A 20,343-nucleotide genomic window follows, 5' to 3' on the forward strand; every position below is an offset into this window, starting at 1 on the left:
AAACTCAGTGGCCCTGCTCGGCGACAGCCTTGGCGGCTTCGATCAGGCACTTGGTCAGTTCTGGCGAGGAGAACTTGGTCAGTACCCCGTTGGCGCCGGCCAAACGGGCTTTTTCGCTGTTCATCGCGCTGTCCAGCGAGGTATGCAGCAGCACGTAAAGGTGAGAAAAGTCCGGGGTTTCGCGCAGGGTGCGGGTGAAGGCGTAGCCGTCCATCTCCGACATTTCGATGTCCGAGACGATCAGGTTGATCTGCTGCGCGGTGCCTTGCAGGTCCAGCAGGCAGTCGATGGCTTCCTTGGCACTGCGCGCGGTGTGGCATTGCAGGCCGAGGTTGCGCAGGGTGTGCACCGATTGTTGCAGCGCGGTCTGACTGTCATCGACCACCAGGATTCGCGCGTTGCCCAGGACTTCGGCGTCTTCCATGCTCAATTCCGTCGGGGCCATTTCGATCTGCGCCGGGGCGATGCCGTGGATGACTTTTTCGATATCCAGCACTTGTACCAGCACACCGTCGACCGAGGTCACGCCGGTGATGTACGAACGCACACCGCCGGAGCCGAAGGGCGGCGGACGGATGTCGGTGGTCAGGCAGTGCACGATTTTGCTCACGGCCTGCACATGCAAGCCCTGTTTGGAGCGGCTGACGTCGGTCACGATCAGGCAGCCACCGTTGGGATCTTCCAGCGGTCGCTCGCCGATGGCGCGGCTCAGGTCGATCACCGACAACGACGTGCCGCGCAGGGTGGCGATGCCTTTGACGTGGGGATGCGACTCCGGCAGCTTGGTCAGCGGCGGGCAAGGGATGATTTCACTGACTTTCAGCAGGTTGATCGCCATCAGCTTGCCGCTGCGCAAGGTAAACAGAAGAAGCGAAAGTGAATCTGCGCGGGCTTTGGTGGAGGACATAAAAACCTTCTTTGGAGAAAGGTGATGGGCGAATAAAAAGTCGCCAAAAGCTATTGATGCCGGGTTATCGACTCGTTGGGGGCAGGCTTTAGGGATATTCCCGGTCCATTGGTCCAACACCGATTCTGTGGCGAGGGGGCTTGCCCCCGTTCGGCCGCGAAGCGGTCGTAAAACCAGCGATGACGTTCTCTCTGTAAAACGGGGAGCGCTTCGCACTCCAACGGGGGCAAGCCCCCTCGCCACAAGGTTTCACTCAACTCAAGAATGGGGTCACTTCATCCCCAATCGCTTGGCCATGCGCCCCAGATTCGCTCGATCCAAGCCTAGCTCACGGGCCGCGCTCGCCCAATTGTTGTGGTGGCGTTCCAGACAGGCGTTGATCAATTGCCGCTGATAATCCTCGGTCGCCGCCCGCAAGTCACCCGAGACTAAAGGCATAGGGCTGGCGGTCGGTTGCTCGGCAGGGAGTTCGACGCTGTCGTGGGGCAAATCCAGGTCCGCCGCGCTCAAGCTGAGAATCTTCGGCCGTTCCTTGCAGTTGCCCAGTGCCTTCAATGCGCTGCGGCCGATCAAGTGTTCCAGCTCTCGCACGTTCCCCGGCCATTGATAAGCCAATAGCGCCGCCTGGGCATCGCTGTTCAGGCGCAAGCTGTTGAGGCCCATGCGCGAGCGGTTCTGTTCGAGGAAGAAACCGCTGAGCAGCAACACATCCCGCCCGCGATCGCGCAGCGCAGACACCAGCAGCGGATACACGCTCAGCCGATGATAGAAGTCAGCGCGGTAACGACCGCTGCGCACTTCTTCAGCGAGGTCGCGGTTGGTGGCTGCGATCAGCCGCACGTCCACTTGATGTTCTTTATCCGAACCCAAGCGCTGCAACTGGCCGCTTTGCAGCACCCGCAGCAACTTGGCCTGCACGGTCAGGGACAGCTCACCGACTTCATCGAGAAACAGCGTGCCGCCATTCGCCAGTTCAAATTTGCCACGTCGGTCGCTCGTCGCCCCGGTGAACGCGCCGCGTACATGGCCGAACAACTCACTCTCGACCAGCGTGTCCGGCAGCGCGGCGCAGTTGAGGCTGATGATCGGCTTGTCGGCCCGGGGTGATGCGGCGTGAATTGCCTGCGCCACCAGTTCCTTGCCGACCCCGGTTTCCCCATTGATCAGCACGGTCAGGTCACTGCCGCCCACCAGGCTGATTTCTTCCACCAGGCGTTTGTGCGACTTGCTCTGGCCGATCATTTCGCGATTCTGCTGGCCGCTGGCCTGACGGTAAACCTCGGCGCGCTGGTGTTCGTCTTCGGCGCGATTGGCCAGCCGTTCGATGCGTTCGGCGGCGTTGACGGTCGCAGCGGCGAGGCTGGCGAAGGCTTGCAGGGCGTCGAGTTCGATCGGTTCGAAGCGCTCCGGGTCCAGCGCATCGAGGGTCAGCAGGCCCCACGGACGCTCATCAATAAACAGTGGGCAACCCATGCAGTCGTGGACTTCCAGATGCTCGTCGAGTCCATCAACCAAACCGTCGTAAGGGTCGGGCAACTCGCTGTCAGCGGCGAAACGGGTCGGGCCGGGGCTGCTGAGCAAGGCTTCGAAGCGCGGGTGTTCGCTGACCTTGAAGCGTCGGCCCAGGGTGTCGGTGCTCAAACCGTCCACCGCCAGCGGCACCAGCCATTCGCCATCGAGGCGCAGCAAGGCGGCGGCGTCGCAGGGCAGCAGGGCGCGCATGGCTTCGAGCAGGCGCCGATAGCGCTCGCCTTCGGGCAGTTCGCGGGACAGGTCCGAGACTAGGGGGAGCAAGGCAGTAAGCAGTGATTTTGCAGTCATAGTGACTCCATGTAGTCGGTGTGACTATAAAGCAGCCTGTGTCGATATGACTACGTTGAATTCAAGTCTTTGATTTTTAAGCTTTTAATTGTTGGCATGGAATCTGATAAGCCTTAGGTATTCAAATCGAAGCTCAGGAGTCGCCCTAATGCTTAGCGTTCAAGACCGTGCCATCGTCAAATCCACCGTGCCGTTGCTGGAAAGCGGTGGCGAAGCGCTGATCACCCACTTCTATCGCATGATGCTCTCCGAATACCCGGAAGTCCGCCCGCTGTTCAACCAGGCCCACCAGGCCAGCGGTGACCAACCCCGCGCCTTGGCCAACGGTGTATTGATGTATGCGCGGCACATCGATCAGCTCGACCAGTTGGGCGATCTGGTGGCCAAGATCATCAACAAACACGTGGCCCTGCAGATTCTGCCGGAGCACTACCCGATTGTCGGCACCTGCCTGTTGCGTGCGATTGCCGAAGTGCTGGGCGAAGAAATCGCTACCCCGGAAGTCATTGCAGCGTGGGGCGCGGCTTACGGTCAATTGGCTGACATCCTGATCGGTGCCGAAACCAGCATCTACGACCAGAAAGAACAGGCCCCGGGCGGCTGGCGCGGGGCGCGGGAGTTCATCGTCGCGGCCAAGGTCGAGGAAAGCGCGGAAATCACCTCGTTCTACTTCGAACCTGCCGACAAAGGCCCGATCCTCGCCGCCGAGCCTGGTCAGTACATCGGCATGAAACTGATCCTGGATGGCGAAGAAATCCGTCGCAACTATTCGTTGTCATCCCTCTCGGACAAAGGCCAATACCGTATCAGCGTGAAGCGCGAAATCGGTGGCCGCGCCTCCAACCACTTGCACGATCAACTGCATGTCGGCTCGAGCATCCAACTGTTCCCGCCATCGGGCGAGTTCACCCTGACCGCCAGCGACAAACCGTTGGTGCTGATCAGCGGCGGCGTCGGCATCACCCCGACCCTGGCGATGCTCGAAGCAGCGTTGGCAACCGAGCGCCCGGTGCACTTTATTCACTGTGCGCGTAACGGCAGCGTCCATGCGTTCCGTGACTGGATCGATGGTTTGGCTGAGCGTCATCCGCAGCTCAAGCGTTTCTATTGCTACGCCGAAGATGACGGCGTGAGCCCGGCGGCGGACAAGGTCGGGTTGTTGAGTCAGGAGCAGTTGGGTGAATGGTTGCCGCAGCAGCGCGATCTGGATGCTTATTTCCTGGGACCTAAAGGCTTTATGGCGGCGATCAAGCGGCATTTGAAAGCGCTGGGTGTGCCGGAGAAACAGAGTCGTTATGAGTTCTTTGGGCCGGCTTCGGCGCTTGAATAAACCTTAGAGACCGAGTCGCCTCTATCGCGAGCAAGCTCGCTCCCACAGGGGGCCAATGTGAACACTAATTCTGTGTTCAACCGAAATCCAATGTGGGAGCGAGCTTGCTCGCGATGGCCGCACCACGCTCCCAATTCTTGCAAATCACTTGAAAATTAATCCCTTCTTAACCGGCCTGTCGTCTATTCCCCGACATCTACCGGCGCGCGCCAGGCTCTCCAAGGCCCGGGCCAGCGTGTAGACTTCCGGCAATCGATATTTAGAAGGGAAACGCGATGAGTGACGAAACGATGCGGTTGGGCCGTGAGCGGCGTTATCTGGTGCTGCTGGGCATCATCTGTCTGGCACTGATCGGCGGCGCGCTGTACATGCAAGTGGTGCTGGAAGAGGCGCCGTGCCCGCTGTGCATCCTGCAGCGTTATGCGTTGTTGCTGATCGCCATCTTCGCCTTCATCGGTGCGGCCATGCGTACCCGTTGCAGCCTTACCGTGTTCGAGGTGCTGGTGGTGATCTGTGCACTGGGTGGCGTCGCAGTAGCCGGGCATCACGTCTATACGCAGTTCTATCCGGCGGTCAGCTGTGGCGTCGATGTGCTGCAACCGATAGTCGACGGCCTGCCGCTGGCGAAGATCTTCCCGCTGGGCTTCCAGGTCGATGGCTTCTGTGACACGCCGTATCCGCCGATCCTCGGCCTGTCGCTGGCACAGTGGGCGCTGGTGTCGTTTGTGCTGGTGGTGATCCTCGTGCCGCTGCTGGTTTCGCGTAACCGCAAGGCGCTGCGCTAACCCGCTGTACGTAACAAAAAACGCCCTGGTCCTCGTTTAGAGGGCCGGGGCGTTTTGCATTTCAGAGCTCAGGTAAACAGACCGTGATGTGCGACAGCCAAGGGTGCGCAACGTGTGCGACATGTTGTCACAGTCAGAGTGTCGCAGGGCATTTCAAAGAGCTGAATTGGTGCATAGCTATGCAACGAAATCACCTCGTTTGAGCCGCCACCCATTTGTTCATCTTCATGGTGTATCAGGCAGTTTTAACAGGCTCCGGCGAATCGCCAGACCCCTTGCTTATCGGGGCTTTGAAGGGGGTAGGGGAAGGCAAGGTGCCATGAAGGCTGTCTGAACTGCGGGTCTTAGCCCCACAAATTTTGGTGTTTTTGTTGAGAATTAATTTCGATACCATGCCGAACTTTTGCAAAATCCGTTAATGATTGTTGCCGGATCGGATAAAAATTATTTCGGGATGAGACATGGTTTATGGGCGGCGACGTATCTACAATCGCCCGCACTGAATTCCCGGCGCTGCTCTCGTCTGAGCAAAATAGGGTGTCGAGAGGCTTAGCGGCTTTATGCGACTCCCAGGTGTCGGTGCCTTTCCGACTATCCGCACCAAATGGAATTGGTCTGTAACAAGGCCTTTGACCACGAATTCGAATAAGAACTCACCGCTAGCCCAGGATTTGTCGAACAGCGTCTGACGCGCGACGGGCAGCCCTTATTCAATCCAAGAAAAATGCCAACCCTTGGCAGGGTGAAGTGTTGGCGATCAAAACCCAACTGCATTGCGCAAGCTGCTTTAGAGGTCGTGAGATGAGTAAAAACAGGTACCCCAGACTACTAGGCTTATTGCCGCTGCTCGGCACGTTGCTGCTGTCAGGCTGCAACATGACCTTGCTCGACCCCAAGGGCCAGGTCGGCCTGGATGAGCGAAACCTGATCATCACCGCAACGCTGCTGATGCTGTTGGTCGTTGTGCCGGTCATCGTCATGACGTTCCTGTTCGCCTGGAAATATCGCGCTACCAACCCGGACGCGGTGTACGCGCCTAAATGGTCGCACTCCACCAAGATTGAAATCGCGGTATGGGCTGTTCCGGTCCTGATCATCATTGCGCTGGGTTACGTGACCTACATTTCGACCCACGCACTGGACCCGTACAAGCCGCTGGAATCCGACGTCAAGCCGATCACCGTTGAAGTGGTCTCGATGGACTGGAAGTGGCTGTTCATCTACCCGGAACAAGGCATCGCCACCGTTAACAAACTGGTGTTCCCGGCCAACACGCCAATCAATTTCAAAATCACCTCCGACACCGTGATGAACTCGTTCTTCATCCCGGGCCTGGGTGGCCAGATCTACGCGATGGCGGGCATGGAAACCAAGCTGCACCTGATTGCCAACCAGAACGCTGAATTCGACGGTATCTCCGCCAACTACAGCGGCGCGGGTTTCACCGGCATGAAGTTCAAAGCTATCGCCACTTCCCAGGCGGATTTCGATGCCTGGGTCAGTGATGTCAAGAAGGCACCTAAACAGCTGGAAAAAGCTGAATACGAAGCCCTTTCCAAACCAAGCCAGAACAACCCAGTCGAGCTCTATTCCTCGTTCACGCCAAACCTGTTCCAGATCATCGTCGACAAGTACGAAGGCATGAAACCGGGCGCGCCAATGCATCACGAGAAAAAAGAGCACGAAATGGCCGCCATGGAAGGGATGGACATGAGTTCGCATTCAGCTGCCGGGGCAGAGGAGTAAACGATGTTTGGTAAATTAAGTTGGGAAGCGGTCCCGTTCCACGAACCGATCGTGATGATTACCATCGCCATGATCGCGCTCGGCGGTCTGGCGGTGTTCGCTGCAATCACCTACTTCAAGAAGTGGACCTACTTGTGGACCGAGTGGCTGACGTCGGTCGACCACAAGAAAATCGGCGTGATGTACATCATCGTCGCCATGGTCATGCTGCTGCGCGGCTTTGCCGATGCCATCATGATGCGTTCCCAGCTGGCCCTGGCCACCGAGGGTTCGCCTGGCTACCTGCCACCTGAACACTATGACCAGATCTTCACCGCCCACGGTGTGATCATGATCATCTTCATGGCGATGCCATTCTTCACCGGCCTGATGAACCTTGCAGTGCCGCTGCAGATCGGCGCGCGTGACGTTGCCTACCCGTTCCTGAACTCCCTGAGCTTCTGGCTGCTGGTGTCCGGCGTTGTGCTGGTAAACGTGTCCCTGGGTGTCGGCGAATTCGCCCGTACCGGTTGGGTTGCGTATCCACCGCTGTCGGAACTGGGCTACAGCCCGGGCGTTGGTGTGGACTACTACATCTGGGCCCTGCAGCTATCGGGTCTGGGGACAACGCTAACCGGGGTTAACTTCCTGGCGACCGTGCTGAAGATGCGTACTCCAGGCATGAAGATGATGGACATGCCGATCTTCACCTGGACCTGCACCTGGGCCAACGTCCTGATCGTGGCTTCGTTCCCGATCCTGACCGCTACCCTGGCACTGCTGACCCTTGACCGTTACATGGATTTCCACATTTTCACCAATGAACTTGGTGGCAATCCAATGATGTACGTCAACTTGTTCTGGGCCTGGGGTCACCCCGAGGTTTACATCCTGATTCTGCCGGCGTTCGGGGTCTTCTCCGAAGTCATCTCGACCTTCTCCGGCAAGCGTCTGTTCGGCCACCACTCGATGATCTACGCTTCCGGCGCGATCTCGATCCTGGGCTTCATGGTCTGGCTGCACCACTTCTTCACCATGGGTTCGGGTGCCAGCGTCAACGCCTTCTTCGGCCTGGCGACGATGCTGATCTCGATTCCGACGGGGGTGAAGCTATTCAACTGGCTGTTCACCATCTATCGCGGTCGTCTGCAGTTCACCAGCCAGGTTCTCTGGACCCTGGGCTTCATGGTGACCTTCGCCATCGGCGGCATGACCGGCGTACTGCTGGCCATCCCGGGTGCTGACTTCGTACTGCACAACAGCCTGTTCGTGATCGCTCACTTCCACAACGTGATCATCGGCGGCGCAGTATTTGGCTACATCGCTGGTTTCGCTTTCTTCTTCCCTAAAGCGTTCGGCTTCAAGCTGCACGAAGGTTGGGGCAAGGCAGCGTTCTGGTTCTGGATCTCGGGCTTCTTCGTCGCGTTCATGCCGCTCTATGCACTGGGCTTCATGGGCATGACCCGTCGTCTGAACGCCACCACCAACCCTGAGTGGGTGCCTTACCTGCACGTTGCAATGTTCGGCGCGATCATGATCGCCGTCGGTATTGCCTGCCAGTTGATCCAGCTGTACGTCAGTGTGCGTGACCGCAAGAAGCCAGAGAACATGTGCGAGCACGGCGATCCGTGGAATGCCCATACCCTGGAATGGTCGACCTCGTCGCCACCGCCGTTCTACAACTTCGCGGTACTGCCGAAAGCACCAGGCATCGACCCGTTCACTGAAGCCAAGGAAAACGGTACTGCGTACCAGACTCCGGCCAAGTACGAGCCGATCCACATGCCAAACAACACCGCGACCGGTCTGGTCATGGGTGCTCTGTTGACCGTGTTCGGTTTCGCGATGATCTGGCACATCTGGTGGATGGCCATCTTCGGCCTCGCCGGTACCGTGATCTACTTCGTTATCCATGCTGCCCGTGATGACCAGGGCTATATGGTGCCGGTCGACGTGATCGAGCGCATCGAAGCCGAGCAGCACAAGCGTCTGGTAGCGGCAGGGAAAATCCCGGCTGGCGCCACCCGTGTTGAAACCTCGTTGGAACAGGCTTAAACCATGTCGAACTTAGTGACCAATGCTGGACACACCCATGTCGATGAACATGGGCACGATGACCATCACCACGACTCGGGCGAGATGACCGTATTCGGTTTCTGGCTCTACCTGATGACCGACTGCATCTTGTTTGCGTCGATCTTCGCGGTGTACGCGGTACTGGTTAACAACGTAGCGGGTGGCCCGTCGGGCCACGACATCTTCGAGCTGCCATACGTGCTGGGCGAAACCGCCTGCCTGTTGCTCAGCTCGATCACCTACGGCTTCGCCATGCTGGCGTTGTTCAAGGGCAACAAGAAAGCAGTGTTGGGCTGGTTGGCCATCACCTTCCTGTTCGGCCTGGGCTTCATCGGCATGGAGATCAACGAGTTCCACATGCTGATCTCCGAAGGCTACGGTCCTAGCCGCAGCGGCTTCCTGTCCGGGTTCTTCACCCTGGTCGGCACCCACGGTCTGCACGTGACCAGCGGTCTGATCTGGATGGCGATCATGATGTATCAGGTCAACAAACATGGCCTGACGTCGACCAACAAGACCCGCCTGAGCTGCCTGAGCCTGTTCTGGCACTTCCTGGACGTGGTCTGGATCTGCGTATTCACCGTTGTTTACCTGATGGGGACTCTGTAATGGCTAACGCTCATTCCCACGACAGCCACGACGCCGGTCACGGCAGCGTAAAGTCCTACGCCATCGGCTTCATCCTGTCGGTGATCCTGACGATCATTCCGTTCGGCCTGGTGATGTACCCATCGCTGCCGAAAGTCTGGACGCTGTGGATCGTACTGGCCTTCGCAGTGATCCAGGTGCTCGTTCACCTGGTGTACTTCCTCCACCTGGACCGCTCCGCCGCCCAGCGTAACAACGTGATTGCGTTTGTGTTCGCTGCGATGGTGATCGTCCTGCTGGTTGGCTTGTCGCTGTGGATCATGTTCAGCATCCACACCGTCATGATGGCGCACTGAGGAAAGTCCGGATGTCCTTTAAGCACTTTATCCAAATCACCAAACCGGGGATCATTTTCGGTAACGTGCTTTCTGTGGCAGGCGGATTTTTCCTGGCCTCGAAAGGGCATGTCGATCTGGCCATCTTCCTGGCCGCCATGATCGGCACGTCCCTGGTGGTGGCTTCCGGTTGCGTGTTCAACAACTGCATCGACCGCGACATCGACCTGAAGATGGAACGCACCAAGAACCGGGTGCTGGTCCAGGGCTTGATCTCCCTGAAACTGGCCCTGGTCTACGCGACCGTCCTCGGTATCGCAGGCGTTGCACTGTTGTACAAGGTGGCGAATCCACTGGCTGCGCTGTTTGCGGTCATCGGTTTTGTGATCTACGTCGGCTTCTACAGCCTGTACCTCAAGCGCAAGTCGGTTCACGGCACGCTGGTGGGCAGTCTGTCGGGCGCCATGCCGCCGGTGATTGGTTACGTCGCCGTGACCAGCAGCTTCGACATGGCCGCGCTGACCCTGCTGGTGATGTTCAGCCTGTGGCAGATGCCGCATTCCTATGCCATCGCGATCTTCCGCTTCAACGATTACCTGGCCGCATCGATACCGGTGTTGCCAGTGAAGCGCGGGATCCAGGTCGCCAAGAAGCACATCCTGCTCTACATCCTGGCCTTCCTGGTCGCGACCCTGATGCTGACCTTCAGCGGCTACGCCGGCATGAGCTACCTCGCCGTCGCCGCGGCCATGGGCATGTACTGGTTGTACATGGCCTGGACCGGCTACAAGGCAGTGGATGACACGGTCTGGGCACGCAAGTTGTTCGTGTTCTCGATCTTCACCATTACCGCGTTGAGCGTGATGATGTCGCTGGACTTCAAAGTGCCGAGTGAGCTGTTGCTGACTTACGCGCCTTGAGGGCTAGATGTTGAATTGAAAAACCCCGCCTTCGAAAGAAGAGCGGGGTTTTTTATTGGTTTTTTTTAGTAGACCGAGTCAGCCCTTTCGCGAGCAGGCTCACTCCCACATTGGATCGGTGTTGCCACCAGTTTCATGCCCGACGCTGATCCCATGTGGGAGCGAGCCTGCTCGCGAAGGCCGCGACACGGTGTATCAGGAAAAACTCAGCGATCAAGCAACCGAAAAAACCGCTCACGAACCTGGGCGTTATCGCTGTGCGCCACGTTGAATCGCATGAACTGGCTGGCCTCAGGGGATTTGCTGAGCAGGGTTCCAGGCGCCAGCACGAGGTCGTTTTCCAGACCTTTGCGCGCCAGGGTTTCGGCGTGCAGGCCTTCGGGCAAACGCGTCCAGATAAACAGTCCTTCACCGGGCAGCGAGGATACGGAACAACCGGCCTCCACCAACCAACGCGCCACCCGGCTACTCGACTCATACAACCGATCCACCGTGCGCCGCGCATGTTTGGCGTAGCTGCCATTGCTGAGCATCGTGCAGGTAATCTGCTCGGCGAATTCCGAGGTTACGCCGCCGCAGGCCATTTTCAGAGTGATCAGGCGTGCCGCCAGTTGTGGCGACAGCACGGCATAGCTGACCCGGCTGTTGGCCGTCAGGGTCTTGGAGAACCCGGACAAGTAACTCACATTCTCCACGCCGCTTGCCGCCAGACGCGGTGTGCGGCGTTGCTGGAGGTCGCCATATAAATCGTCTTCGACGATGTGGAAACCGTAGCGCTGGCTCAGTTCCAACAGCCGATATACCTGCGCCGGGGAGAACGAGTGCCCGGTCGGGTTATGCAGCGTGCTGTTGGTCATGTACAGCACGGGTTTGTGGGCGATCAGCGCTTGCTCGAAGGCCTCCAGGTCCAGGCCTTCGCAGGAGCGGGGAACGGTGATGACCTTGGCGCCATGCAGCGCGAGGTTGGTGTGCATGTTGAAGTAGCACGGATCGTCGAGCAGCACCGTGTCGCCAGGCTTGATCAGCAGACGCATCAGCAGGTCGACGGCCTGCATGGTGTTCGCGGTGGTGATGATCTGCTCCACCGGCACGTCGATGCCGAACGTCGACAGTTTGACCCGCAACGCCTGACGCAATGGCAAGTAACCGCCCGTGACGCCGTATTCGCCCATGCGCAGAGCGGTGGCGCGCAGGGTGCCGCGCACGGCTTTGAGCAGTTCTTCGGCGGGCAGCCAGGAGGAGGGCAGGAATCCGCAGCCGGGGCGCAGGGCGCCGTTATCCAGCAATACGGCACGACGAACGATGCTGAGGGTGTCCTGCGGTTGCAGGTCCGGGCCGGGTTCCACCGGGATCGTGGTGCTGGAACGATGCACGTAATGCCCCGAACCCTGGCGCGAAACCACCAGGCCCTTGGCCCGCAAGTGGTCGAGGGCATCGACCAGCGTGGACTTGCCCACATTCAACAGCTCGGCGAGTTCGCGAATCGGCGGCAGTTTGGCACCGTGGGGCAGCCCACCCTGGCTGATGGCGATCGACAGTTGCTCGACGATCTGTTGCACCAGCGGCACGCCTGACTGGAACTCGATGGCGGCGATGACCGCACGTTGAGCCTGCATTTTACTGGTCTCCCTGGCAGTAAAGTTCGCTGGATTCTATACGAACTTGCTCTGCTCAAGGCAAGCGTCTATGCCTACCCTCGAGGGCGTGTTTCGCATGATTGATCTAGAAGGTGCAGTCAATGAACAAGCCAACCACCCGTGACGAACGCTTTATCGAGCTGGCCAAGGAGCACGGTTTCGACATCTACGACGAGAACACCGCCGGCGGGCATTACTCCCTGCTGGTCTGGCATGGCAATGAACTGTATGTCAGCGGCCTGGTGCCGCGCATGAACGGCAAAATCCAGTACCCCGGCCGCGTGGGCCTGGAACTCAACCTGGCGGATGCTCAAGCCGCCGCCAGCATCAGTGCCATTCGCGCACTGGCGTTGATCATGGACGCCGTGGGTTCACTGGATAAAATCAAATCGCTGATTCGTATCACCGTGTATGTCAAATCCACCTTTGATTTCGTTGATCTCAGCGAAGTGGCCAACGGCGCATCGGATGTCTTTACCCATGTGCTGGGCGACGCCGGTAAACACACCCGCACCACCGTCGGTGTTTATCAGTTGCCGAAAAATGCCCCGGTAGAAGTGGATATGATCGTGGCCCTGGAACCCTAGGTGTCGTAGTCATCACGTATTAAATGGCCCCGCCTTCGAAAGAAGCGCGGGGCTTTTTCATTCAAGGTCGTGGCGAAAGGCTACCTTGGGCTAATCTGTCAAAAATCAGGGTTGTTAATGGAACGTTACAGAGGTGGGGTGGGAGGAAATGACGGGCCACATGACTTGCGATGAACGCTTCATCGCCTTGGCAGCAGAACTGGATTACGACATCTACGGCGAGAGCACCATCGGTTGGCATTTCGAGCCGCTGGTCCGGCACGACAATGAACTGTATGTCAGTGGTCTGGTGCCGCGTAAGCACGGCAAAGTCCAGTATCCGGGCAGGGTTGGCCTTGAACTGACCCTGGCGGATGCTCAAGTCGCCGCCAGCATCAGTGCGATGCGTGGCCTGGCATTGATTGTCGACACCATTGGTTCGCTGGATAAAATCAAGACGCTGTTACGTATCACGGTGTATGTAAAGTCCACGGCGGACTTTGCTGACCTGAGCGAAGTGGCCAATGGTGCCTCCGATGTCTTCAGGCATGTATTGGGTGATGCCGGGAAACATGCGCGAACGACAATCGGCGTTTATCAACTACCGAAGAATGCGGCCGTCGAGATGGACATGATCGTGGCGTTACGTCCTCCGGCGCCGTAACGTTTTGTGGCCGGCAGCAAAAAGCCCCGCGCTGACTCTCAGAGCGGGGCTTTTGGTTTGCAGTACCGCTAGGTCATGTTACTGCGCGGCGATGCTGTAACCGTCAAATGCGGTTTGCTGTTGCAGCGCAGTGATGATGTTCTTGCGGTTGACCGCTTGTTCCGTCCCGGCATTGTCCAGGAAGGTTTCGCTTTCCAGTTCCGCTTCTTCACCTTCGCCGACAAAAGTGAAACCGAGGAATTCCAGGGCTTCACGGTCAACGTTCAGGCGCGAGCGAGGCGTGCGCAGCGGCAGGGTGACGTTCACGCCATCCTTGCTGATGGTGAACACTTCGACTTCTTTCTTCGCGCGAGCAACCTTGCTCTTGCCGCTGCTCGGGTTGCTGATGGCTTGATGCGTCTGGTTCAGCACCTTCAGCGCCAGGCCGTAGACGATTTCCTGAAACGCCGGGTCGTCCTTGAAGCTGGACAGGATGCGGCTGATCGGGAATTTGCTGCTCAGGTCTTCCAGGGCGGCAATGTCGGAGGCTTCGGCGTCCTTGAGTTGCTTGAGTTCACCCATCAGTTCATAGGCTTTATCGTCGTCGAAGCTGTCGTGAGCCTGGCGAATCGCGGCGCGCAGCTCGCGAATCTGATCGCTTTCCCGGGTGGACTGGAAAGCGTCCAGGACCATCTCGCTGATGGTCTTGGCCTGGGGCACGTGCTGTGAAAGATTGATGGAGTTTTCGTATTCCGCTTTGGACGACAAGGTGACTACGGATTCAGCGGTGTTGGAATCGGACATTGAAATTTCACTACTTCTTTTAACTTGAGTTGAGGCGAGAAAGCGCTTGGCCTTTTCAGGCCGCCTAATCTATTGGACCCGCGCAGAGTTGTCACGAATGAACAGGCAACGGGCGATCATTTTAGACCGAGGGCGTTCCGTTGGGGACCACCCTTGGAGGGTTGCGCCTGGAGGGCCAGCAGGGTGCGGTAATATTTAAATCCCCGGCCGCTGAAAAGCCCACTGAAAAACCCCAATGTTGACGCTTTTATCAATAGCATCTCCAGCGTTGCGGCGCGTTCCGGGTGAGCGTCGTTCTGATAGCCAAAGTAATAGTCCACGGCAAAAAGTATCAGATAGATGATCAGGGGCTTGATTGAACCCGGCAGGATCAAGCCGGTTTCCGGATCATCCAGCACCACGCCGTTTCGTGAAAAAACCACCTGCGCCATGAGAGCGCCCAGGATGGCAGCGACCAACCAGCATGCAATCAACAGGGCTGGCTCAAGCGTCAGTGTCGTCAGCGAATACAGCGACAAACAGATGAAAGCCAGAGTGGTAAGAAGGAATGAAAACTTGCCCTCGCGGGTTGGCGAAAGCGCTTTTATGCCGCTGTAACACAGCAGCACAAGGATTAAATAAGCCCACCACGGGGTGTTAAGCAGGATGTTTAACATTGCGCAGCGTCCTTGCCGAAATAGGTGACGGATAATACCGCCAGGGTTCGACAATTACCCTGGAGTATTGAGATTCATCGAGCGAAACACTCCTTTTTCTGCCGTTTGTTCGTCCACCGGCAACATGAAGCGAAAGGTTGCCCCGCGTCCCGGAACATCGATCAACTGGATGTCACGGCCATGCAATTGCAGAATCCGATGCACGATCCGCAGTCCCAGCCCGCCATCACGCCGTGCGCCGCCAATGTTGAATGGCCGCAGGAACAGCCCTTCGCGCAGTTCGGCGGCGATGCCGGGGCCGGTGTCGCTGATGGTGACTTCGACGAACGATCCTTGAGGTCGCAGGCTGAGTTCGATTTCTCCACCCTGAGGGGTATGGCGCAGGGCGTTGTCGAACAGGTTGGTCAGCACCCGTTCGATCAGCCCCAGGTCGGCGCAGGCTGCTGAAACGTTGGGCGCGAAGGTCGCCTTGAGCTCCACCTGGCGCGCTTCGGCGGTGAGTTCGAATTTCTGGAAGATGTCCTGCACCAGATCGGTCATGGAGAAGCGTTCCAGTATCGGCTGCACAAAACCATGCTCCAGTCGCACCAGTTCCAGCAGCGATTGCGCCAGGCCACCGACTTTGCGGCTTTGGTCCAGGGCGATGCCCAGGTAGCGGCGGCGGTCGGCGGGGGAGAGTGTGGCGTCCTTGAGCGACAGGGTCTCCAGGTAACCGTGCAGCGAGGCCAGGGGCGTGCGCAGGTCGTGGGAGATGTTCGCCACCAGTTCGCGGCGCTCCTGATCCTGGCGGGTCAGCGAGCGCCATTGTTCACTGAGGCGGGTCTGCATCTGCCGGAACGCGGCGTCGAGCACGGCAATCTCATCGTGGCTGGCGGCTTTTTCGACCGGTGCCGAGGTCGGCGGCGTGACCGGCACACCGTCGATGTCGAACTGGCTAACGGTTTCGGTCAGGCGTCGCAACGGCCGGGTGATCAAGGCAAAGGCTGTGAGGCCGGCGATCAGGCACAGCAGCGCCACCAGACCGATGGACAGCAGGGCCGTATTGAGCGCGGCGCTGGTGGCGCCGCGTTCGGCGTAGCGGTCATGTTCTTCGCTGAGCAGCACCACGTACAGATAGCCGGCCGGTTTGCCGTCGACCTGCAACGGCGCGGCACTGAACACCTTGCGGCCATCGACGCTGCGCGGGTCGTCCCCGAGAATCGGCAGGGCATCGCCCTTGAGCAGATGCTGGATCGGCAACAGATCGACTTGGTTGCGACGTATCCGTCCTTCCGGTGCGGCGCTGCCGACAATGCGGCCCTGGCTGTCGAGCAGATAGACCTCGACACTCGGGTTGACCAGCATCAGTTGGCTGAACAGATCGCGCACGGCATTCGGCATCAGACCCTTGGCGTCCATCAGCACAGTGTCGTGGGCGATGTGCTGGGCCAGATCCCGGGACAACCCTTGCACCACTTCCAGCTCATGCATCTGGTTGGCGCGCACCTGCATCCATGCCGAGGTGCCGCAGCACACCAGCAGCAACACGGCGAACACCAGGGACAGGCGCTGAGTCAGGGTCATTCTCATGGCTGGTCCTCGGATGCCGCGAATTTGTAACCGCGTCCCCACACGGTGAGGATGCGCACCGGTTGTGCCGGATCGGTTTCGATCTTGGCCCGCAGGCGATTGATGTGGGTGTTGACCGTGTGCTCGTAGCCTTCGTGGCTGTAGCCCCACACGGCGTTGAGCAGGTCCATGCGCGAAAAAACCTTGCCGGGTTGGCGGGCGAAGAAATACAGCAGGTCGAATTCCCGTGGCGTCAGGTCGAGGCGTCGGCCGTCGAGGGACACTTCGCGGGTGATCGGGTCGATGGACAGGCCGTCGAGGATCAGGCTGCCTGCGTCCATCTTCAGGTTGCGGGCCATGGCATCGACCCGTCGCAGCAATGCCTTGACCCGCGCCACCAGCTCCAGCATGGAAAACGGCTTGGCCAGGTAATCGTCGGCACCCAGCTCCAGACCCAGGATGCGGTGCAGTTCGCTGGAGCGTGCGCTGGTGATAATGATCGGGGTGTAGCGGGCCATGGCGCGGGCGCGCTTGCAGATTTCCAGTCCATCGACACCGGGCAACATCAGGTCGAGGATCAGCGCGTCCCAGCTTCCTTGCTGCAACAGGCGCATGCCTTCGTCCCCGTCGGCGCAATGCACGACCTCGAACTGCTCATCGCGTAGATGCAGGCAGATAAGGTCGGCGATATGCAGATCGTCCTCGACCACCAGGACGCGTTTGGTCTGTTCCATAAAGCTCAATCCTTTGCTGCGAATGGGCACATTGTGCGGGTTTTCCTCGGGTGGAGTTATCACGAATTGTTTAACTCCCCGTGAGGATTTGGCGATCAACCCAAGCCTAGGCTGTGTTCCATGACAGGCACCTGGAATTTTGGAGACGGCCATGTTTTCACGCAGACAATTTCTTCTAACGAGCGGCGGGCTGGGGGCTGCAGCCCTGGTGATCGGTGTATTGCCAAAATTTGCGGCGAGTTCTGCACTGATCAGCGAGGCCAGCGCGGCGGAGGTTTTCGAAGTGACCCACACCGACAGCGAATGGCACACCCTGCTCAGCGCCGAGCAGTACGAAATCCTGCGTGAGGAAGGCACCGAACGGGCCTACAGCAGCCCATTGAACAACGAACATCGGGCGGGCACGTTCGCCTGCGCCGGGTGTGATCTGGCGTTGTTTTCATCGGACACCAAGTTCGACAGTCGCACCGGTTGGCCGAGTTTCTGGGCGCCGCTGGACAAGGCGGTGGCCACACGTCAGGACCGCTCATTTGGCGTGTTGCGCGAAGAGGTTCACTGCCGACGTTGCGGCGGGCACCTGGGCCATGTCTTCGATGACGGACCGAAACCAACCGGCCTGCGCTACTGCATGAATGGCCTGGCGATGACTTTCAAACTCCAGACAGCTTGATCCGAAGGCACTTACTTTCTCTCACTTGTTGCAGGTCGACGCTATGTGGCTTCTGGTTCTCTCTTACCTCGGTGGTGTGCTGACGATTGTCAGCCCGTGCATCCTGCCGGTATTGCCGTTCGTCTTCGCGCGCACCGGGCAACCCTTCGTGAAAAGTGGCTTGCCGCTGTTGGTGGGGATGGCGATGACCTTCGCGCTCGTCGCCACGTTAGCGGCGGTGGGCGGCGGCTGGGTGGTGCAGCTCAACCAGTACGGTCGCTGGCTTGCATTGGTGTTCGTCGCACTGTTTGGCCTGACACTGTTGCTGCCAAAACTGGCTGACCGTTTGACCCGTCCGCTGGTCGCGGCGGGCAGTCGGTTGTCGGAAGTCGCGGGTGCCGATTCCCGGCCGCGTCCCGGTGCTTCGTTCCTGATCGGTGTTGCCACGGGCCTGCTCTGGGCGCCGTGCGCCGGGCCGATTCTGGGGCTGGTGCTGACCGGTGCGGCGCTGCAAGGGGCAAGTATCGGCACCACGTTGTTGCTGCTGGCGTACGCCGCCGGTGCCGCGACGTCTCTGGCCGTCGCGCTGTTGCTGGGCGGTAAGGTGTTCGCGGCGATGAAGCGCTCGATTGGTGCTGGCGAGTGGGTGCGCAAGGGGCTTGGCGCGATGATGCTGGCCGGTGTGGCAGCGATTGCGCTCGGGCTGGACACCGGGATTCTGGCACGGGTTTCGACGGCTTCCACCGGTGGTATCGAACAAGCGCTGGTAGGGCGACTGGCCGGTAAATCACCGAACAACAGCGAGCCGATTCCGGCTGCTGGCGGTGCAATCCAAGTCGCTGATAAAACCCCAGGCACATTGCCGGTTGAAGGCAATCTCCCACCGCTGGACGGCGCCGTGCAATGGCTCAACTCGCCGCCGCTGACCGCCGAGGCGTTGAAGGGCAAAGTCGTGTTGGTGGATTTCTGGACCTACTCCTGCATCAACTGCCTGCGCACCCTGCCGTATGTCAAAGCCTGGGCTGAAAAGTACCGCGATCAGGGACTGGTGGTGATCGGCGTGCATGCGCCGGAGTTTGCCTTCGAGCGCAATGTTGGCAACGTCACCAAAGCCATGAAAGACCTGGGCATCAACTACCCGGTAGCCATCGATAACGACTACAAAATCTGGCGCGCCTTCAATAACGAGTACTGGCCGGCGCACTACTTTGCCGACGCCCAGGGTCGCATTCGTTATCACCACTTTGGCGAAGGCGAATATGCCGAGTCGGAGCGGGTGATTCAACAATTGCTGAAGGAAGCCGGGGCCACCAAGGTCGCGGACGGCCTGATCAATGCCAGCGCCGAGGGTGTGCAACTCGCCCCGGATATGAGCGAAGTCCAGTCCCCGGAAACCTACGTTGGCTATCAGCGTGCGGAGAATTTCGTCCCTGAAAAAAGTTTAGTGACGGACAAAGTAGCGAGTTACACCCCACCGACCCAGCTGGCCCTGAATAACTGGAGCCTGGGCGGCCAATGGAATGTAGGGGCGGAGCGAGCCACGGCCAGCGCGCCGGCCAGCCGCATCGTCTACCGCTTCCATGCGCGTGATCTGCATCTGGTGCTGGGGCCTGGCGCTGACGGTAAACCGGTGCGTTTCAAAGTGCTGCTCGACGGCAAGGCACCGGCTGACGCCCACGGCACTGACGTCGCCCCCGATGGCAGCGGCAGCGTGACCGAACAACGTTTGTACCAGTTGGTGCGCCAGTCCGGCGATGTCACGGACCGCACCTTCAGCATCGAATTTCTCGACCCGGGCGTCTCGGCGTATGCCTTCACGTTTGGTTGATAGTGATCTCATTTTCCAAGGAGTCAGCCCCATGAAAAACCTATTCACCTGGCGCCGTACCTTTCTGGGCCTGGCGGCGGCCAGCGTTATCGGCCAATGCTCGGCATTCTCTTTGGGTGGCTCTGAAGACGCCGTGATCATCCCGCCACCGACCGTTGACGAAACCACCCAGGCCCACAGCGAAACCGCAGTCTTCGCGGGCGGTTGTTTCTGGGGCGTCCAGGGTGTGTTCCAGCATGTCAAAGGCGTGAAGAAAGCCGTGTCCGGTTATGCCGGTGGTGCGGCCAATACGGCTGAATACGAGAAGGTCAGCGAAGGCGATACCGGGCATGCCGAGTCCGTCGAAGTCACCTTCGACCCGACTCAAGTCACCTACGGCACTCTGCTGCAAATCTACTTCTCGGTGGCGCATAACCCTACAGAGCTGAATCGTCAGGGCCCGGACAGCGGCACCCAATATCGCTCGGCGATCTTCCCAGGAAATCAGGAACAGCAACGCGTCGCCCAGGCCTACATCGCCCAACTCGACGCCGCGCATTTGTTCAACAAACCCATCGTCACCAAACTGGAAAGCTACAACGGTTTCTACCCGGCCGAGGATTACCACCAGGACTTCCTCACCGAGCACCCGACGTACCCGTACATCGTGATCAACGACATGCCGAAATTGGCGCAGTTGAAGCAGTTGTACCCGGATCGGTATCAGGAGAAAGCGGTGTTGGTGAAGGCGGGGTTATAAGCCTCGGGCCAGTCACAAACCACTGTGGGAGCGGGCTTGCTCGCGAAGAGGC

19 protein-coding genes are annotated in these 20,343 nt (G+C 59.0%); 12 read left to right on the forward strand and 7 right to left on the reverse strand.

The genetic code is table 11. The features are described from left to right. Positions 1–4: 4 nt before the first annotated feature. Together ACIOYV_RS12460 and norR are read right to left on the reverse strand one after the other, a co-directional pair. Positions 5–907, reverse strand: a complete 903-nt coding sequence (locus tag ACIOYV_RS12460) for a chemotaxis protein CheV (RefSeq protein WP_054045519.1) — start codon at positions 905–907, stop codon at positions 5–7. Positions 908–1,177: 270 nt separating this feature from the next. After that, on the reverse strand, positions 1,178–2,728 hold the full coding sequence (gene norR / locus ACIOYV_RS12465) for a nitric oxide reductase transcriptional regulator NorR (protein WP_401324040.1): 1,551 nt from the start codon (positions 2,726–2,728) through the stop codon (positions 1,178–1,180). A 148-nt stretch (positions 2,729–2,876) separates the two neighbouring features. Here norR and hmpA point away from each other — a divergent pair, with 148 nt between their 5' ends. The 7 genes from hmpA (at position 2,877) to cyoE (ending at position 10,487) form a co-directional block, all read left to right on the forward strand. Beyond that, on the forward strand, positions 2,877–4,058 hold the full coding sequence (hmpA, locus tag ACIOYV_RS12470; protein ID WP_265040827.1) for an NO-inducible flavohemoprotein: 1,182 nt from the start codon (positions 2,877–2,879) through the stop codon (positions 4,056–4,058). Positions 4,059–4,333: 275 nt separating this feature from the next. After that, complete coding sequence (locus ACIOYV_RS12475) at positions 4,334–4,843, forward strand: disulfide bond formation protein B (RefSeq protein ID WP_401324042.1); 510 nt, start codon at positions 4,334–4,336, stop codon at positions 4,841–4,843. An 801-nt stretch (positions 4,844–5,644) separates the two neighbouring features. Then, on the forward strand, positions 5,645–6,589 hold the full coding sequence (gene cyoA / locus ACIOYV_RS12480) for a ubiquinol oxidase subunit II (protein ID WP_054613569.1): 945 nt from the start codon (positions 5,645–5,647) through the stop codon (positions 6,587–6,589). Between the two features lie 3 nt (positions 6,590–6,592). Next, the gene (cyoB, locus tag ACIOYV_RS12485; protein ID WP_290023567.1) at positions 6,593–8,623 is read left to right on the forward strand and encodes a cytochrome o ubiquinol oxidase subunit I; all 2,031 of its coding nucleotides are present in this window, start codon (positions 6,593–6,595) and stop codon (positions 8,621–8,623) included. Between the two features lie 3 nt (positions 8,624–8,626). Next, on the forward strand, positions 8,627–9,253 hold the full coding sequence (locus ACIOYV_RS12490; protein ID WP_163912099.1) for a cytochrome o ubiquinol oxidase subunit III: 627 nt from the start codon (positions 8,627–8,629) through the stop codon (positions 9,251–9,253). Further along, entirely contained in the window at positions 9,253–9,588 is a 336-nt protein-coding gene (gene cyoD, locus ACIOYV_RS12495) for a cytochrome o ubiquinol oxidase subunit IV (RefSeq protein ID WP_054045505.1), read from the forward strand. The genes ACIOYV_RS12490 and cyoD overlap by 1 nt, the downstream gene beginning before the upstream one ends. An 11-nt stretch (positions 9,589–9,599) precedes the next feature. Next, a complete protein-coding gene (cyoE, locus tag ACIOYV_RS12500) occupies positions 9,600–10,487 on the forward strand; it encodes a heme o synthase (protein WP_401324045.1) in 888 nt (295 codons plus the stop codon). A 206-nt stretch (positions 10,488–10,693) separates the two neighbouring features. On the opposite strand, the gene ACIOYV_RS12505 is transcribed toward cyoE, so the two are convergent. After that, positions 10,694–12,103: a PLP-dependent aminotransferase family protein gene (locus ACIOYV_RS12505; protein WP_401324047.1), complete on the reverse strand. Its 1,410-nt coding sequence runs from the start codon at positions 12,101–12,103 to the stop codon at positions 10,694–10,696. A gap of 122 nt (positions 12,104–12,225) precedes the next feature. On the opposite strand from ACIOYV_RS12505, the gene ACIOYV_RS12510 reads away from it, so the two are divergent. Both ACIOYV_RS12510 and ACIOYV_RS12515 read left to right on the forward strand, forming a co-directional pair. Continuing rightward, positions 12,226–12,711, forward strand: coding sequence for a RidA family protein (locus tag ACIOYV_RS12510; RefSeq protein ID WP_401324048.1), 486 nt, complete (start codon positions 12,226–12,228; stop codon positions 12,709–12,711). A gap of 148 nt (positions 12,712–12,859) precedes the next feature. Beyond that, the gene (locus tag ACIOYV_RS12515; protein ID WP_401324050.1) at positions 12,860–13,354 is read left to right on the forward strand and encodes a RidA family protein; all 495 of its coding nucleotides are present in this window, start codon (positions 12,860–12,862) and stop codon (positions 13,352–13,354) included. Positions 13,355–13,432: 78 nt separating this feature from the next. On the opposite strand, the gene ACIOYV_RS12520 is transcribed toward ACIOYV_RS12515, so the two are convergent. The 4 genes from ACIOYV_RS12520 to ACIOYV_RS12535 form a co-directional block, all read right to left on the reverse strand. Further along, the gene (locus tag ACIOYV_RS12520) at positions 13,433–14,137 is read right to left on the reverse strand and encodes a hypothetical protein (protein WP_265040821.1); all 705 of its coding nucleotides are present in this window, start codon (positions 14,135–14,137) and stop codon (positions 13,433–13,435) included. A 116-nt stretch (positions 14,138–14,253) separates the two neighbouring features. After that, positions 14,254–14,793: a DUF6622 family protein gene (locus tag ACIOYV_RS12525; RefSeq protein WP_401324052.1), complete on the reverse strand. Its 540-nt coding sequence runs from the start codon at positions 14,791–14,793 to the stop codon at positions 14,254–14,256. A gap of 54 nt (positions 14,794–14,847) precedes the next feature. Beyond that, positions 14,848–16,362 carry an ATP-binding protein gene (locus tag ACIOYV_RS12530; protein ID WP_401324054.1) on the reverse strand — a complete coding sequence of 505 codons (1,515 nt, stop codon included), beginning with the start codon at positions 16,360–16,362 and terminating at the stop codon, positions 14,848–14,850. Then, positions 16,359–17,075 carry a response regulator transcription factor gene (locus tag ACIOYV_RS12535; RefSeq protein ID WP_054045482.1) on the reverse strand — a complete coding sequence of 239 codons (717 nt, stop codon included), beginning with the start codon at positions 17,073–17,075 and terminating at the stop codon, positions 16,359–16,361. Before ACIOYV_RS12535 ends, ACIOYV_RS12530 begins: the two co-directional genes overlap by 4 nt. Before the next feature lie 151 nt (positions 17,076–17,226). Between ACIOYV_RS12535 and msrB the strand changes: the two genes are divergently transcribed. Genes msrB through msrA form a run of 3 tightly spaced genes read left to right on the forward strand, consistent with a single transcriptional unit; the run spans position 17,227 to position 20,291 of the window. After that, entirely contained in the window at positions 17,227–17,745 is a 519-nt protein-coding gene (msrB, locus tag ACIOYV_RS12540; protein ID WP_401324056.1) for a peptide-methionine (R)-S-oxide reductase MsrB, read from the forward strand. 43 nt (positions 17,746–17,788) lie between these two features. Then, a complete protein-coding gene (locus tag ACIOYV_RS12545; protein WP_401324058.1) occupies positions 17,789–19,552 on the forward strand; it encodes a cytochrome c biogenesis protein DipZ in 1,764 nt (587 codons plus the stop codon). Between the two features lie 31 nt (positions 19,553–19,583). Further along, entirely contained in the window at positions 19,584–20,291 is a 708-nt protein-coding gene (gene msrA / locus ACIOYV_RS12550; RefSeq protein ID WP_401324060.1) for a peptide-methionine (S)-S-oxide reductase MsrA, read from the forward strand. The last annotated feature ends 52 nt before the right edge of the window (positions 20,292–20,343 follow it).

Source organism: Pseudomonas sp. NPDC087342 (genome assembly GCF_044744265.1).
GTDB classification, from domain to species: Bacteria; Pseudomonadota; Gammaproteobacteria; order Pseudomonadales; family Pseudomonadaceae; genus Aquipseudomonas; species Aquipseudomonas nunensis.

Bases quoted from the DNA above. Each gene is read 5' to 3' on its own strand.
- ACIOYV_RS12545 (WP_401324058.1), top strand. From the start codon at position 17,789: ATGTGGCTTCTGGTTCTCTCTTACCTCGGTGGTGTGCTGACGATTGTC.
- ACIOYV_RS12535 (WP_054045482.1), bottom strand. From the start codon at position 17,075: ATGGAACAGACCAAACGCGTCCTGGTGGTCGAGGACGATCTGCATATC.
- cyoB (WP_290023567.1), top strand. From the start codon at position 6,593: ATGTTTGGTAAATTAAGTTGGGAAGCGGTCCCGTTCCACGAACCGATC.
- hmpA (WP_265040827.1), top strand. From the start codon at position 2,877: ATGCTTAGCGTTCAAGACCGTGCCATCGTCAAATCCACCGTGCCGTTG.
- ACIOYV_RS12510 (WP_401324048.1), top strand. From the start codon at position 12,226: ATGAACAAGCCAACCACCCGTGACGAACGCTTTATCGAGCTGGCCAAG.
- ACIOYV_RS12475 (WP_401324042.1), top strand. From the start codon at position 4,334: ATGAGTGACGAAACGATGCGGTTGGGCCGTGAGCGGCGTTATCTGGTG.
- norR (WP_401324040.1), bottom strand. From the start codon at position 2,728: ATGACTGCAAAATCACTGCTTACTGCCTTGCTCCCCCTAGTCTCGGAC.
- ACIOYV_RS12505 (WP_401324047.1), bottom strand. From the start codon at position 12,103: ATGCAGGCTCAACGTGCGGTCATCGCCGCCATCGAGTTCCAGTCAGGC.
- ACIOYV_RS12460 (WP_054045519.1), bottom strand. From the start codon at position 907: ATGTCCTCCACCAAAGCCCGCGCAGATTCACTTTCGCTTCTTCTGTTT.
- cyoE (WP_401324045.1), top strand. From the start codon at position 9,600: ATGTCCTTTAAGCACTTTATCCAAATCACCAAACCGGGGATCATTTTC.
- msrB (WP_401324056.1), top strand. From the start codon at position 17,227: ATGTTTTCACGCAGACAATTTCTTCTAACGAGCGGCGGGCTGGGGGCT.
- ACIOYV_RS12525 (WP_401324052.1), bottom strand. From the start codon at position 14,793: ATGTTAAACATCCTGCTTAACACCCCGTGGTGGGCTTATTTAATCCTT.
- ACIOYV_RS12515 (WP_401324050.1), top strand. From the start codon at position 12,860: ATGACGGGCCACATGACTTGCGATGAACGCTTCATCGCCTTGGCAGCA.
- cyoA (WP_054613569.1), top strand. From the start codon at position 5,645: ATGAGTAAAAACAGGTACCCCAGACTACTAGGCTTATTGCCGCTGCTC.
- ACIOYV_RS12530 (WP_401324054.1), bottom strand. From the start codon at position 16,362: ATGAGAATGACCCTGACTCAGCGCCTGTCCCTGGTGTTCGCCGTGTTG.
- ACIOYV_RS12520 (WP_265040821.1), bottom strand. From the start codon at position 14,137: ATGTCCGATTCCAACACCGCTGAATCCGTAGTCACCTTGTCGTCCAAA.
- ACIOYV_RS12490 (WP_163912099.1), top strand. From the start codon at position 8,627: ATGTCGAACTTAGTGACCAATGCTGGACACACCCATGTCGATGAACAT.
- msrA (WP_401324060.1), top strand. From the start codon at position 19,584: ATGAAAAACCTATTCACCTGGCGCCGTACCTTTCTGGGCCTGGCGGCG.
- cyoD (WP_054045505.1), top strand. From the start codon at position 9,253: ATGGCTAACGCTCATTCCCACGACAGCCACGACGCCGGTCACGGCAGC.